We start from the raw sequence: 15,739 nt of genomic DNA on the forward strand, positions 1-15,739 counted from the left end.
CCGACCCGCGGGGGCGAGGAACCTTGAAACCGCGGCGGCCGCCCGGCTATCTTCGCCCGGCCCGTGAACGGACCGGACCGATCTCGCGAGGTCCGCGGAGAGACGATGAGCGTTGAGACGATTCGGATGGCCCTTGGGCGCCTGCAGGATGAGCCCGAAAACGAGGCGGCCTGGAACGAGCTCGCGGAGGCCGTGACCGCTCCGAACAACGGCGCGGGCGCCGGGGACGTCGAGCGCCTGCTCGGCGCCGCCCGCGCGCGGCACGAGCAGCGGCGCGAGTGGCAGGCCGTCGCCCGCCTGCTCGAGCTGGAGATCGCGCTCGCCGCCGGCAGCCCGGTCGAGGGCGCGATGCAGGCGGAGCTCGCCCGCGTCTACCACGAGGAGCTCATCGACGTGGACCGCGCGACGGCCGCCTACAAGCGGCTGCTCGAGCTGCGCCCCGACGACGACGACGCCGCCGAGGCCCTCGAGACCGACGCCTCGAAGCGCGAGCGGTGGCGCGACCTCGTGGACCGCTACGTGGCCGAGGCCGAGGCCGCCACGGACGGCGCCTTCAAGAGCGCGCTCACCACGAGCGCGGCCGACATCGCCTACCGCTACGGCCGCGCCGAGCTCGGCGAGAAGGTGACCGAGCTCATCGATCTCGCCCTCAAGCTCGACCCGAAGAACCGCCGCGCCGCCAACCTCGCGGAGATCGCCTTCGCCGCCGCCAGCGACTGGGAGGCCGTCGTCCGCGTCCAGTCGCTCGTCAAGGCCGAGGCCCAGGCCAAGGAGGACCGCGTCGCGGCGGGCCTCCGCGCGGCGCGCACGATCAAGACCCACCTGAGCGACCCGGCCCGCGCGGTCGCGGCCTACGAGGAGGTGCTCGACCTCTCGCCGGGCCAGCCCGAGGCGCTCTCGTTCCTGGCCGAGGCGTACTCCGCCGCGGGCGACTGGGATCGCCTGGTCGCGCTGTACGAGGACCAGCTCCGCAGCGGCGGCGTGAAGCCCGGCGAGGAGCTCGGCATGCTCGTGCAGATCGCCATGGTCCACTGGCGCATGCGCGGCCAGCCCCAGGCGGCCGAGCCCTATTTCGACCGCGTGCGGCGCGCCGACGCGGCGCACGCCGGGATGCTCAACTTCTACCGCGAGGTCCTGGAGCAGCGCGGCGACAAGCCGCGGCTCACGACCATCCTCACGGACGCGCAGCGCGCCCTGCCCGACGGCCCCGAGAAGCGCGCCATCGCCACCGAGCTCGCGCGGCTCGCCGAGTCGCAGGAGAACGCCGCCAAGGCGATCGAGCAGTACAAGTCCGTGCTCCGGACCGACCCGGAGAACCGCCAGGCGCGCGACGCCCTGAAGCGCCTCTACCTGCAGACCGAGGGGTACAACGCCCTCGTCGAGCTCTACCGGCAGGACCTCGAGCGCACGCCCGCCGACGACGTCGCCGGCAGGGTCGCCGTGCTCCGCGAGATCGCCGGGATCTACCGCGACCGCGCCAAGAACGACGCGGCGCTCGTCACGGTCCTCACCCAGATCGTCCAGCTCGACGACAAGGACGTGGACGCCGTGCGGGAGCTCACCCGCATCTACGAGGCGCTCGGCCGCTGGCGCGACCTGCTCTCGTACCAGCAGCGCCTCGCCGAGCTGACCGAGAGCCGCGCCGAGAAGGCGGGGCTCTACCGCGCGGTCGCGCGGCGCTGGTTCGACCAGTTCTCGAACGTGCAGAACGCCATCGCGGCGTACGAGGCGCTGCTCACCGTCGAGCCGATCGACGAGGAGGCGCAGCAGAAGCTCCGCGAGCTGTACCTGAAGCGGCGCGCGTGGCCGCAGCTCTACTCGCTCTACGAGCGCAAGCTCGAGAGCGCCGAGGGCGCCGCGAAGATCGAGCTCCTCGGCGAGATGGCCAAGCTCGCGGCCGAGCGGCTCGATCGCGGCGCCGACGCGATCGCGCTCCAGAAGCGGATCCTCGAGCTCGACCCGAGCGCCCCCGGGGTGCTCGACGCGCTGGAGAAGCAGGCCGAGCGCGAGAAGGACTTCGCCACGGTCGCCGAGGTGCTCGAGCGGCGCGTCGACCTCGCGGCCGACGACGCCGCGCGCCTCGTCTCGCTGCAGAAGCTCGGGGCCGTGTACGCCGAGCGCCTCAAGGACCCGGCCCAGGCGGCGCGGACGTGGCGGCGGGTGCTCACGCTCTCGCCGGGGCACGCGCGCGCGCTCCGCGTCCTGCGCGACGCGTACTTCGCCGCGGGCGACTGGGACGGGCTCGAGGAGCTCTACGCCTCGCAGAACGACTGGGAGGGCCTCGTCGACTTCCTCTCGGGCGCGGCGGACAAGGCGACCGACCCCGCGACGAAGCTCGACATCTCCTTCCGCGCGGCGCGGATCTTCGAGGAGCAGCTCAAGGCGCCCGAGCGCGCCGCGCGCTCGTACGAGCGCGTGCTCAGCGTCTCGCCGCGGGACGCGCGCGCCGCGGCGGCGCTCGTGCCGATCTACGAGGAGGAGGAGAAGTGGGCCCGGCTGCCGGCGCTCTACGAGATCCTCCTCGACGCGACCGACGACGCCGAGGCGCAGGTCGGCATGCTGCGCAAGCTCGCGGCGGTGACGGGCGGCCCGCTCTCGGACAAGGCGAGCGCGCTCGGCTACGCGCGCCGCGCCTACGAGCTCAAGCCCGACGAGGAGGGGCTCGACCTGCTCGAGGCCTGGTCGCGGGCGGCGGGCTCCTGGGGGCCGTTCGTCGAGGCGGTCGAGGGCCGGCTCCGGACGGCGACCGACCTCACGACCGACGTCCAGCGCACGCTCCGGCTGAAGCTCGCCGAGGTCTACGCGCGCGAGATGGGCAAGCTCGACGAGGCGGTGACGGTCTACCGCGGCCTCGTCGAGGACGACCCGTCCGACGACGCCACGGTGAGGGCGCTCGACGCGCTCCTCCGCGCGAACGAGCGGCAGGCCGACCTCCGGTGGTTGTTCGAGCTCCGGGCGAGCCAGGTCGGGGGCGAGGACCGCGCCGAGATCCTCGAGGAGTGGGCGACGCTCGAGGAGGAGGTCTTCGGCGACCCGGCGAAGGCGATCGAGCTTTTGCGCAAGGTCATCGCGCTCGCGCCCGGGCGCATCAACGCGCTCCGGGTGCTCTCGCGCCTCCTGAACGCCGCGGGCGAGTACGAGGCGGCGGCCGAGATCGTGGCCACGCACCGCGACGTCAGCGAGGGCGACGAGCGGGCGCGGCGCGAGATCGAGCTCGCGACGCTCTACCTCGACCGGCTGGACCGGCCCACGGACGCGTTCGAGGCGGCGGTGCGCGCGCTCGAGCTGACGGCGCACGACCCGGACGCGATCGCGGTGCTCTCGCGGCTCGTCGAGCGCCCGGAGACGCGCGTGCGCGCGGCCCGGGTGCTCGCGGTCGAGTACGCCGAGACGGGCAACCACCGGCGCGAGGCCATGGCCCTGCGGGTGATCCTCGAGGCGGAGCGGGATCCGGAGCGCCGGCGCGAGCTCTACCTCACGCTCGCGAACGTCGAGGAGACGAAGCTGCACGCGGCGGGGACGGCGTTCGACGCGCTGCTCCGGGCGCTGCACGAGTTCTCGGACGACATCGAGCTCTGGGACCGCGCCGCGGAGCTGTCGCGCCGCGCCGGCCGCCCGACCGATCTCGCGGAGGCCTACCGCGTGCACCTCGTCGCGGGGCGCACCGAGGGCGACAAGGTGCTCGGCAGCTCCGTGGAGGTCGAGCTCTGCGAGCGCGCGGCGAGCCTGCACGACGAGCAGCTCGGCGACCCGGAGGGCGCGAAGCCCTACCTGGAGCGGGTGCTGAGCCTCGACCCGAACAGCCACCTCGCCTTCGAGCGGCTGAAGCAGATCCTGACCGCGGCCGAGCGCTGGGGGGAGCTCGAGGAGCTCTACGACCGCGCCGCCAAGGGCACGACCGACCAGAGCGAGCGCATCGAGCTGCTCAACGAGGTGGCGCTGATCGCCGAGGAGATCATCGGCGACGCGGCCAAGGCGATCGGCTACTACGAGCGCATCCTCGAGCTCGATCCGTTCTACACGGCGGCGCTCGACTCGCTGGAGAAGCTCTACGAGCGCGAGGGGCGCTTCCGCGACCTCGCGGCGCTCCTCGAGCAGCGCCTGAAGACGGCGACCGAGGCCGAGAGCGTGGAGATGAAGCTGTCGCTCGGCAGCATCTACCTCGACCGGCTGCACGAGCCGGAGGGGTCGCTCGGCCACCTCGAGGACGTGCTCCGCATCCGGCAGAACGACCCGAAGGCGCGCGAGCTCGTCGAGCGGCTGCTCGACATCGGGGCGCTCCGGCTCCGGGCGGCGCGCGTGCTCGAGGCGGTGTACGAGGCGCGGGACGAGATCCGGCAGCTCGTGCGGGTCCTCGAGATCCGGCGCCAGGGCGCGGAGACCGAGTCGGAGCAGCGCGAGCTGCTCCGCCGCGTGAGCGTGCTCCAGGACGAGCGGCTCAAGGACGACGCGGGCGCGTTCGCCAGCCTGTCGGAGCTCCTGCCGCTCGAGCCGGAGGACCTCGCGGCGCGCGAGCGGCTCATCGAGATCGGCCGGCGCCTCGGCGAGCACGAGCAGGTGGCCGAGGTGCTCACGGCGGCCGCCGACGCGTGCGGGACGGCCTCCATCCGCGGCGAGATCCTCATGGAAGTCGCGCGGATCTGCGAGGACCTCCTCGGCGACGCCGACCGGGCCGAGAAGGTCTACCGGCGCGTGCTCTCCATCGATCCGACCGACCCCTCGCTGGTGATCCCGGCGGCGCAGGCGCTCGGCCGCATCTACGCGGCGAAGGAGGAGCACCAGGCGCTCGCGGGCGTGCTCGCGATCGAGGTGCGCCTCGAGGAGGACGCCGACACGCGGCGGTCGCTCTACGAGCGCATCGGCACGCTGTACGAGACGGTGCTCGACGACCCGACCAAGGCGATCGATGCGTGGCAGGCGCGGCTCGGCGACGACAGCGCCGACGCGGCGGCGCTCGCGGCGCTCGAGCGGCTCTACGAGCGGACCTCGCAGTGGCGCGAGCTCGTCTCCGTGCTCCGGGCGCGGGAGCAGTCGACCACCGAGCCGGAGGAGCGGCGGCGCGCCATGACCAAGGCGGCCGAGACGCTCGCGCAGCGGCTCGCCGACGTGCCCGAGGCGATCAACGCGTGGCGCGCGGTGCTCGACGAGTTCGGGCCCGAGCGCTCGACCCTCGCGGCCCTCGAGGCGCTCTACGAGCTCGACGAGCGCTGGGTCGACCTCGCCGAGACGCTGGAGACGGACCTGTCGCTCGCGGTGGAGACGCCCGCGCGGCTCGACCTGCTCGCGCGGCTCGGCGACGTGCGGCGGCTGCACCAGGGCGACGCGGCGGGGGCGCTCGAGGCGTACCGCCAGGCGCTCTCGCTCGACCCGTCGAACGCGCGCTGCCGCGCGGCGCTCGAGGCGATGCTCGAGCGCGACGACGCGCGCCGGGACGCGGCCGAGACGCTCGAGCCGCTCTACGAGGCGGACGGCGACGCCGAGCGCCTGCTCCGGGTCCTCGAGATCAAGGTCGAGACCTCGGATCTGCCGAGCGAGCGGCTCGCCACGCTGCAGAAGGCGCTCCGCACGGCCGAGGGGCCGCTCGGCGACACGTCGCGGGCGTTCGGCTACGCGCTCCGCGGCGTGCGCGAGGCGGCGGGCGAGCCCGACGTGACGACCTGGATCGAGACGGTCGAGCGGCTGGGCGAGGCCACCGGGCGCTGGGCCGAGGTGTGCGAGCTGTTCCAGCGCATCGCGCCGGACATCCTCGACGGCGACGTGCAGCAGAACGTCCGGCTCCGGGTCGGCGAGCTCGCGCGGCACAAGCTCGACAACCGCGAGCTCGCGGTCGAGCAGTACAAGAAGGCGCTCGAGGCCCACGGCGACGACCGGCGGGCGATGATCGCGCTGGAGGAGCTCTACGGCGAGGCGAACGACGCCGGGCGGCTGCTCGAGATCCTGAAGCTCCGGGTCGAGAACGCCGAGAGCGACGAGGAGAAGACGGGGCTGCTCTTCCGGATCGCCGAGCTCGAGCGGGGCCCGCTCGCGGACCAGGCGGGCGCGATCGCGACCTACGAGACGATCCTCGACATCGCGCTCCACCCGGACGCGATCGCGGCGCTCGACAGCCTCTACCGCGAGGCGGGGCGCTTCCAGGACCTCATCCGGCTCTACGAGCGGCAGCTCGACGTGCGCGCCGGCGATCTCGCCGAGCTGCACGTCAAGATCGCGCTCGTCGCGCACCGGCACACGGAGGACCTGGAGCGCGCGTTCGACGAGCTGTCCGAGGCGCTGCTCATCGATCCGGCGCACGAGGGCGCCGTCTCGCTGCTCGAGACGATCCTCGCGGGCTCGGCCGAGGCCGAGCACCGGGCGCGCGCCGGCGAGATGCTCGAGCCGGTGTACCTGCGCCGGGCGGACTGGAACCGGGTGCGGGTCGCGCTCGAGGCGCGCCTCGCCGCGAGCCAGGACCCGGTCGAGCGCCGCGACCTCCTGCAGCGGCTCGCGACGCTGCACGAGGAGCAGCTCGAGGACTACCGCGCGGCCCTGGAGACGGTGGCGAAGCTCCTCCACGAGGACCTCACCGACGAGGGGGTCTGGGCGGAGCTCGAGCGGCTCGCCAAGGTCGCGAGCGCCGAGCGGCGGCTCGCGGAGATCTACGCGGCGGAGCTCGGCGAGCTCACCTCGGACGACGCGTCGAGCGCGAAGCTCAGCCGGCGCACCGGCGAGCTCTACGCCGAGCTCGGCGACGTGGCCGACGCGCTGAAGTGGTACCGGCGCGCGCACGAGTTCGAGCCGGACTCGCGCGAGCTGTTCGACGCGATCGACGGGCTGCTCATCAAGGAGGGCCGCCACGCCGAGCGCATCCAGCTCTACCGCGCCGCGCTCGATTACCGGAAGGACGAGGACCGGCTCGACGCCCTGCACACGATCGCGCGCCTGGAGCGGACGGAGCTCCGCGAGCCCGCGCTCGCGATCGAGACGTACCGCGCGGCGCTCGACGTCGACGAGGACGACGCCCGGGCGCTCGACGCGCTGACCGAGCTCTACCGCGAGCTCGACCGGCCGCGCGACCTCGCCGACCTCTACCTGCGCCGCGCCGAGGCGGCGCCGGACGGCGAGCGGGCGGCGCCCTACCGGCTGGCGCTGGCGGAGCTGCTCCGCACGCGCCTCGAGGACACCGCGGGCGCGATCGATCAGCTCGAGGCGATCGTCGGCGAGGTGCCGACGCACGCCGAGGCGATCCGGGCGCTCGAGGCGCTGATCCAGGACCCGCAGCACAAGGCGCGGATCGTCGAGATCCTGCGGCCGCTCTACGAGGGGGCGGACGACTGGCGGCAGCTCATCCGGCTCAACGAGGAGCGGTTCGGCCTCGCGTCGGACGCGCGCGACAAGGTCGCCGTGCTGCGCGAGACGGCGAAGCTCTGGGAGACGCGGGGGAGCGACGAGCTGCGCGCGTTCGACGCGATCCGGACGGCGTTCAGCCTCGATCCGGACGACGGCGAGACGCGCGGCGAGCTCGAGCGGCTCGCCGAGCAGCTCGGCGCCTGGGAGGAGCTCGCGGAGAGCCTCGAGCAGGGCGTGACGATCACGTCCGACGAGCTCACGAAGCGCGAGCTGCTCTCGTCGCTGGCCAAGGTCTACGACACGCGCATCGACGACCCGCGCCGGGCGCTCCGCGCCTACGCGCGCCTGTCCGCGCTCGACCCGAGCGACCCCGAGCCGCTCGAGCAGATGGACACCCTGGCCGTGCTGCTCAGCGACTGGGACACGCTGATCGCCGTCCTCGAGAAGAAGAGCGAGATGGCGTCGGACGAGGAGAACGCCTCGATCTGCCGGCGCATCGCCGAGACGAAGCTCGAGATGCTCGAGGACACCGAGGGCGCCATCCAGGCGTACGAGCGGGCGCTCGAGCTCGACCCCGAGAGCGCGATGACGATCGACGCGCTCATCGAGCTGCACGAGCCCCGCGGCGCCGCGAGCCGGCTGGTGGAGCTCTACGGCCGCCGCGTCGAGCTCGCGGGCCCCGACGAGGAGGAGCTGCGCTACGACCTCAACGTCCGCGCCGCCGAGCGCTACGAGAAGGACCTCTCGAGCCCGCGCGACGCGATCACGGCGCTCACCGCGGCGCTCGACGCGAAGCCGGGCGACCCGGCGGTGCTCTCCTCGCTCGAGCGGCTCTACCGGGCCGAGCGGATGTGGGACGAGCTCCTGTCGAACCTCATGCTCCAGGCGAGCGCCGCCGCGGACCGGGACGCGCGCGTCAAGCTGCGGACGGCGATCGGCGACCTCTACGCGCGGGAGCTCGAGAGCCCGAGCGACGCGATCGAGCAGTACCGGCTCGTCCTCGACGAGGATCCGGCGAACGATCACGCGATCCAGGCGGTCCGGGCCATCGGCGAGGGCCGCGAGGAGCTGCGCCTCGACGCGGCCCAGGTCCTCGAGCCCGTCCTCCGCGCGGCCGGCCGCCACGAGGAGCTCGCGGCCGCGCTCGAGCTGCGCCTGCGCGCGCAGACCGAGCCGTCCGACCGGGCCGAGACGCTGCGGGCGATCGCGGCGGTGCAGGACGTGCAGCTCGGTCGCCCGCTCGAGGCGGAGCAGGCGCTGCTCCGCGCCCTGGAGGACGCGCCGGACGACGCGTCGCTGCACGGCGAGATCGAGCGGCTCGCGGAGCGCACCGACGGCTTCGGCCGCTACTGCGACGCGCTCGCGCAGCGGGCCGCGTCGACCTTCGACGCGACGATCGCGAAGGACCTGTTCCTCCGGATCGGCCGCATCGCCGAGGAGAAGCTCAAGGACGACCGGCGCAGCGCCCAGGCCTACGCCAAGGCCGTCGAGCACGCCGGCGACACGCCGGAGCTCCTCGAGGCGCTCGATCGGCTCTACGGCCGCCTCGGCGACGAGAAGGCGCTCGCGGACGTGCTCGAGCGGCGCGTCGCGGTGACGAGCGGCGATCGCGACCAGGCGGATCTCTTCTACCGGCTCGCGGTGATCCAGATCGAGTCGTTCGGCGACAAGGCCCAGGGCCTGAACACCCTGCGGCAGGCGCTCGATCGCGCGGTCGATCACGAGCGGGCGAGCGCCGCGATCGAGGCGCTCACCGAGGATCCGGCGCTGTTCGACGAGGCGGCCGAGGCGCTCGAGGGCGTCTACCGCACGCGGGGCGACAACGCCGCGCTGGCGCGCCTCTACGAGAAGCGCATCCGCTTCGCGCCGACCGGCGTGGAGCGGATCCGGATGCGCCTCGACCTCGCCAAGGTGCTCGAGGTGCGCTCGAACGACCCGCGGGCGGCGCTCGACACCCTCGAGAAGGCGCTCGCCGACGACCCGTCGGACCCCGACGTGCTCGGCGAGATCGAGCGCCTCGCCCCGCTGACGGGCGGCTGGGCGAGCGCCGCGGCCGCGCTGGAGCGGGCGGTGCGGGCCGGGGCCGACCTCGACGGCGACACGGCGCGCGACCTCTGGATGCGCATCGCCGAGTGGCAGAAGAACAAGGTGGGCGACCCGAAGGCCGCCGAGGCGGCGTACGAGGCGGCGCTCACGCACGACCCCACGAGCGAGCACATCCTGCGCTCGATCGAGGAGCTGCAGCGGGCCCCCGGGCGCGAGCGCGACCTCATCGGCACGCTCCGCCGGATCGCGGCCCTCGACGGCATGGAGGGGACCGCGGCTGAGCTCCGCCGCGAGGCGAAGGAGCTGGCCGAGCGCGCGCTCGCCGACCGGGAGCTCGTCGAGGCGATCCTGCGCGAGATGATCGCCGCGGACGAGGGCGACACCTGGGCGCTCGCCGAGCTCACGAAGGTGCGCGAGGAGGCGGGCGACCACAAGGAGGTCTTCCGGCTGCTCGTGCGCCAGTCCGAGCTCTACGCCGAGGCCGATCGCATCCGCGACGCGCGGCACGCCGCCGCGGCGGTCGCGCGCGAGAAGCTCGGCGACGACGCGGCGGCGATCGAGCTCTACGAGACGCTGTTCGAGGCCGACCCGGGCGACGAGCGCGCCGCGACCGCGCTGCGCGAGCTCTACGCGAAGGCCGGCAAGCACAAGGAGCTGCTCTCGCTCCTCGAGCGGCTCACCGACCTGGCCGAGTCCCCCGAGGCCCGCTCGGCGCTGCGGCTCGAGAGCGCGGAGATCTGCCTCTCGCGGCTCGACGCGGTGAGCGAGGCGACCGAGCACCTGCGCGCGGTCCTCGACGAGCAGCCCGACAACGAGAAGGCGACGGTCCTGCTCGCGCAGCTGCTCGAGAAGACCGGCCGCGATCAGGAGCTGTCGGATCTGTTCGTCACGCAGATCGAGCGCGCGAAGGACCGCGGCGACGTCGCGGCGGAGCTCTCGTACAGCGTCCGCCTCGGCGAGGTCTACGAGACCCGGCTGAACGACACGGCCCGGGCGATCGAGACCTACCGCGCGGTCCTCGAGCGCGAGCCGCGCCACCCCGGCGCGCTCCTCGCGCTGGCGCGCCTGCACGAGCAGCGCGGGGAGAAGGCCGAGGCGGCGCAGCGGCTCGAGGTGATCCTCGAGGACGCGAGCGGCCCCGACGCGGTGAGCACGTCGCTCCGGCTCGCGGATCTGCACCGGTCCCTCGGCGACGAGGGCGCGGTCCGGCGCGTGCTCGAGCGGGGCCTCGCGGCGGACGCGTCGGCGCAGGACATCCGCAAGCAGCTCCTCGCCCTCTACGAGAAGCAGCAGGCCTTCACCGAGCTCGCCGATCTCATCACCGGCGACGCGGAGACGGCGGCGCAGCCGGCCGAGAAGGTGGCGCTCTACCGCAAGGCGGCGGGCATCCACCTGACGAAGCGGAACGACCCCGGCCGCGCCGCGGACCTCCTCGTCAAGGCCACGGAGCTCGTGCCGGGCGATCGCGAGCTCCTGCTCGCGCTGTGCGACGCGTACAGCGCCTCGGGCCGCGGCCAGAAGGCGGCCGAGGCGCTCCAGCAGATCGTCGAGTCCTACGGCGGCCGCCGCTCGAAGGATCTCGCCGCGATCCACCACCGCCTCGCCAAGGCCTACCTGGCCGAGGGGCAGCGGGAGCGCGCGCTCGCCGAGCTCGACACCGCGTTCAAGATCGACCCGGGCTCGATCGCCATCCTCCGCGACCTCGGCGTGCTGGCGCTGGAGCTGTCGGAGTCGGGCGACGACGCGGCGAAGGCGGCGCACATCGACCGCGCGCAGAAGACCTTCCGCGCGCTGCTCCTCCAGAAGCTCGACGAGGGCGCGCCGATCAGCAAGGGCGAGGTCTTCTATTACCTCGGCGTGATCAGCCACCGTCAGAACGACGACAAGAAGGCGATCCAGATGCTGGAGCGCGCCCTCGACAACGAGAAGGACTTCGCCCCGGCGAAGGAGCTCCTGGCGCAGCTCAAGAAGTGACGTAATCTCGCCGTGTGACGCGGCTCGTCAGCATCGACGGTGTCATCCATCGGCCGGAGGAGGCCAAGGTCTCGGTCTACGACCGCGGCTTCCTCTACGGCGACAGCGTCTTCGAGACCATCCGCACCTACGGCGGCGAGCCGTTCGCGCTGGAGGAGCACCTCGCCCGCCTGGAGCGCTCGGCCGAGCGGATCGCGATCGCGCTGCCGATCCCCCGCGACGAGCTCGGCCGCGAGGTGCGCGCGCTGCTCCGGGCCGCGACCGCGGCGGAGGGCGCCGGAGCGGCGGCGGGCTCGGCTGGCGCCGCGGGCTCGGCTGGCGCCGCGGGCGCAGCCGCGCCGCTCGAGAGCTACGTCCGCGTGATGCTCACCCGCGGCAGCGGCCCGCTCGGGCTCGATCCCGCGCTCGCGGGCGCGCCCCTCCGCGTCATCGTCGTCGAGCCGCTCAAGCCGCTGCCGGGCGCGCTCTACCGCGACGGGATCTCGGCCATCACGACCCCCACCCAGCGGGCCGGCGACGCGGCGCCGGGCGCCAAGGTCTCGAACTACCTCGAGAGCCTCCTCGCCCTGCGCCAGGCGCGGGCCGCCGGGGCCCACGAGGCGCTGATCCTCGACCCGTCCGGCCACGTCGTCGAGGGCACGACGTCCAACGTCTTCCTGGTGGAGCGGCGGCCGCCCGCGCACGAGGGCGCGGAGGACGCGGGGCACCTCTTGATCACGCCGCCCAAGGAGGCCGGGATCCTGGTCGGCATCACCCGGGCCAACGTCATCGACGTCGCGGGCGAGCTCGGCATCCCCGTGTGCTGCGAGCCGGTCACGATGGCCCGCCTCCTTGCTGCCGAGGAGGCGTTCATCACCTCGAGCCTCCGCGAGATCGTCCCGGTCGTGCGCGTGGACGGGCACGCGATCGGCGCGGGCGTCCCCGGGCCGAAGACCCGGGCGCTGCACGCCGCATTCCGCAAGAAGGTGGGTCTCGGTGAGGCGCCTCTCCCGTGGGAGGCGCCCTGAGCCGCGGCGGCCGGCCGGACCGCGTCGAAATCTTGCGATCCAGGATGTGCCGCTCGGGGACCACGTCCAAGAAGCGGGCCAGCGCGCTCCGTGCGCGGCCGGACGGGGCTCGGGCCTCGCCCGCCGTACAATTTGCTCGAGAGGAATCCATGATGAATCGCTCGCTTCGAATCGCCTGCTTCTTGATCTGCGCGGCCTCTGCCGCAGCGACGGCCGGGTGTGTCATCACCGCCGAGACGCTCGTGCGCTACGAAGGCAACGACGAGAGCGTGCGCGTCGACTACCTCCCGACCCAGAGCATCCGCATCGTGAGCGACAACGGCGACGTCGAGGTCCGCATCGGGGACGTGAGCGACGTCGTGGTCACCTTCTCCCCGTTCACGATGCGCAAGAAGGACGAGAACCAGCTCGCGGTGCAGGAGATCGAGGAGGACCTCGATCTCGTCGCGAAGACCGACCGCGACATCGTCATCACGACCGGTACCAAGCGCAACGCCTCGGGGTACCTCGGCGCCGACATCGAGGTCGTCCTGCCGAACGAGTTCGACGGCGGGCTCCGCATCGAGCAGGACAACGGTAGCGTCGACGTCGACCTCGACCGCGTCCCGTCCCGCGGCACGACCATCGTGAGCAACAACGGCAGCATCGATCTGGTCGGCGCGCGCGGCGCGATCGACGTGGCCACCAAGAACGGCAGCGTCTTCGTCGACCTCGACGCGTGGAGCAGCTCGGACGGCGCGATCTCCTCCGGCAACGGCGCGATCGAGCTCTCGGTGCCGGCGGGGGTCGACGGGACGATGACCGCGCAGACGCTCAACGGCGACGTCGTGGAGCAGGGCATCCCCTCGACGTGGGCGACCGCCGGGGAGGGCAGCGCGACGTCGTACACGATGGGCGACGGCGACGGCGGCCTCCTCGAGCTCTTCACCGAGAACGGCGACATCACCATCGACGTGAAGTAGCTCCGCCAGGACAAAAGCCGAGAGGCGAGCGCCGGAAGGATCCGGGCTCGCCTCTCGGGCCTTTGTGTCGAGCGCGCCGGTGTCGCCGGCGCGCTCGATCACGCGCCGGTGTCGCCGGCGCCCTCGATCACCCGCCGGCCGCCTGCTGCGCCTCGGCGCCCTCGCCGCTCGGCGCCTCGCCGCCCGCGCCCTCGGCAGGCGCCTCGCCGCCCCCGGCCGGCGCGGCCGCGCCCGCCGGGACCGGCACCCGCAGCTGCCCGCCTCCCTGCTGCGCGAGCACGCCGAGCGCCTTCTGGAAGAACGCCGCCAGGAAGGGGATCTCGCGCGGCGGCGAGGTGATCAGCCCCGCCTCCTTGATGGCGCGCGCCACGGCGAGGGCGGCGGTGGCCGCCGCGTCGCCCTTGCGCGCGCGCAGCGAGACCGCGCTGCTCCGGATCCGCGTCGCGAGCTGCCCGCGCACCTCGGGCGAGAAGAACCGGTCGGTCGCGAGCTCGAGCTCCTCCCGCAGCGCCGTGTTCACCAGCGCGGGATCGCGCATCCCGGCGGTCCCGAGCCGCTGGCCGACCTTCTGCAGGAGCTCGTCGAGCGCCTGCCGCGCGGGCAGCCAGTGCCGGAACTCCGGCTCGTCGTGCAGCGAGGCGGAGCCGGCGATGTGCGACGCCACCTGCTCGTCCGTCAGGCTCTCCTCGAGGTCGGCCACCGGGTGCCGCGGCTCGGCCTCGGGCGCGGGCTCGACGAGATCGCGACACCCCTCCAGCCCGAGCGGCAGGACCTGCCCCGACGCGGCGTTCTGCCGCTTCGCGAGCGCGATCCGGTGGCGGGCCCACTCCAGGGAGACGGGCACGGGCGCCGTGCCCAGGTTGTCCTGCGCGCGCGCCCGGCCCTCCTTGAGCTGCGAGCCGCTGAGCCACCCCGCGCCGGCGTGCACCACGCCGACCCCCTCGCGCACGATCACCTCCGCGATCCGGTAGCGGCCGCTGGTGTCGCGGCTCGTGATCGCGATCGCCTCGGTGCCGCTCGAGTCCGGCGGGATCAGCGTCGCCTCGACCACCTCGGCGCGCTCCTCGGCGAGCCGCACCACGCGCGGCCGCGTCGGGATCGCCGCCCCGCGCGACTTCAGCACGTTGAGCGCGCGCCGCGCCGCCTTCCGCGCCGCGCCGGAGGCCTCCTCCGACTCGGCGGCCGCCGCGATCGCCTCCGCGTTGGAGGCGCCGAGCCAGGCGTCGACGAGCGCCGGCGCGGCGTCGCCCGCCGACCGCAGCGCCTCGATCGCCCGGTCCCAGCCCGCCGCGAGCACCTCGGCGTCGAACTCGACCTTGGCCGCCTCGGCGCCCGCGCTGCCCTCGGGCCGCGCCCCGCCGTCGGCCTTGCTCTTCGCGGCCGAGGTCGCCTGCTTCGCCTTCGCCTTCGCGGCGAGCGCCTCGCGCGCCGTGAGCGCCGGCTTGTCCGCCGCCGCGACCTGCTTCGCCTTGGCCGCCGGCAGCGCGAACAGGAGGTGCGCCGGCTTGGCCGGGCCCTGCGGCCGGCCGCCCTTGCCCGTCACCACCGTCGCGGCCGCGCCCTGGCCGACCACGGTCACCATCCGGTCGCTCTGCTGCTGCTTCGCCGCCGCGGGCGCTCGTCCCTCGGCCCCCGAGGGCCGCGCGCCCCCGCCTTCCGCCCGTCCGCCTTCCGCGACCGGCCGCGCCGACAGCCCGCGGTCGGGCCTCGGCCCCCGGTCGGGGCGCGGGCCGCGGTCGGGCCTCGGGCCGCGGTCGGGCCGCGGCCCCCGGTCGAGCCTGGGCCCCCGGTCGGGCCTCGCGCCCTGCTCCGCGCCGGCCCCCTGCGCCGCGCCAGGTCCCTGCTCCGGCCTGGGGCCGCGGTCGGGCCTCGGCCCCCGGTCGGGGCGCGGGCCGCGGTCGGGCCTGGGCCCCCGGTCGGGGCGCGGGCCGCGGTCGGGCCTCGGCCCCCGGTCGAACCGCGGCGCGCCGGAGGGCGCGGCGGATCGCTCGGGCCTGGGCGCGCGGTAGTCGCGCACGACGCGCGGCGCGGCCGTGGGCGGCGGCGCGGCGTCTTCTGTCGTGGGCGGCGTCGTGGGCGGCGTCGTGGCCGGAGGCGGCGCGTCCGCCAGCGCCGGCCGCTTGCGGGGCGCGATCAGGTCCAGCAGCGAGCCCTGCGGCTCCTTTGCGGCGGCCTTCGCCGAGGGGCGCGGCGCTTCGCCTGCGGGCTGCGCCGAGGCGCCCTCGGACGGCTCGTCGGCCCGCTTCGCGGAGGCCGCCGTGCTCGCCGAGCGGACGACCCTGCGCGCGCGCGGCTTGTCTCCGCTCTCTGCATCGGGGGCGCCCTCGTGCGCAGGTTCGGGAACTGCGCTGGCGGTCCGCTCCGTGCTCTCGCTCTCGTTCTTTGTGCTCATGTCGAGGCTCCCGGGGACATTTTGGAGATGGG

4 protein-coding genes are annotated in these 15,739 nt (G+C 74.3%); 3 read left to right on the top strand and 1 reads right to left on the bottom strand.

Translation table 11 applies throughout. The annotated features are described in order from the left end of the window. Positions 1-105 precede the first annotated feature (105 nt). The 3 genes from WMF33_RS02220 (at position 106) to WMF33_RS02230 (ending at position 13,315) form a co-directional block, all read left to right on the top strand. Entirely contained in the window at positions 106-11,346 is an 11,241-nt protein-coding gene (locus WMF33_RS02220) for a tetratricopeptide repeat protein (RefSeq protein WP_437335597.1), read from the top strand. A 14-nt stretch (positions 11,347-11,360) separates the two neighbouring features. Next, complete coding sequence (locus WMF33_RS02225; RefSeq protein ID WP_437335598.1) at positions 11,361-12,353, top strand: aminotransferase class IV; 993 nt, start codon at positions 11,361-11,363, stop codon at positions 12,351-12,353. A 152-nt stretch (positions 12,354-12,505) separates the two neighbouring features. Beyond that, a complete protein-coding gene (locus tag WMF33_RS02230) occupies positions 12,506-13,315 on the top strand; it encodes a hypothetical protein (RefSeq protein WP_437335599.1) in 810 nt (269 codons plus the stop codon). A gap of 127 nt (positions 13,316-13,442) precedes the next feature. Here the strand turns inward: WMF33_RS02230 and WMF33_RS02235 are convergent, their stop codons facing one another. After that, the gene (locus tag WMF33_RS02235) at positions 13,443-15,707 is read right to left on the bottom strand and encodes a hypothetical protein (RefSeq protein WP_437335600.1); all 2,265 of its coding nucleotides are present in this window, start codon (positions 15,705-15,707) and stop codon (positions 13,443-13,445) included. Positions 15,708-15,739 lie beyond the last annotated feature (32 nt).

Origin of the sequence: Sorangium sp. So ce394, assembly GCF_051474665.1 — a bacterium.
GTDB lineage: Bacteria > Myxococcota_A > Polyangia > Polyangiales > Polyangiaceae > Sorangium > Sorangium cellulosum_D.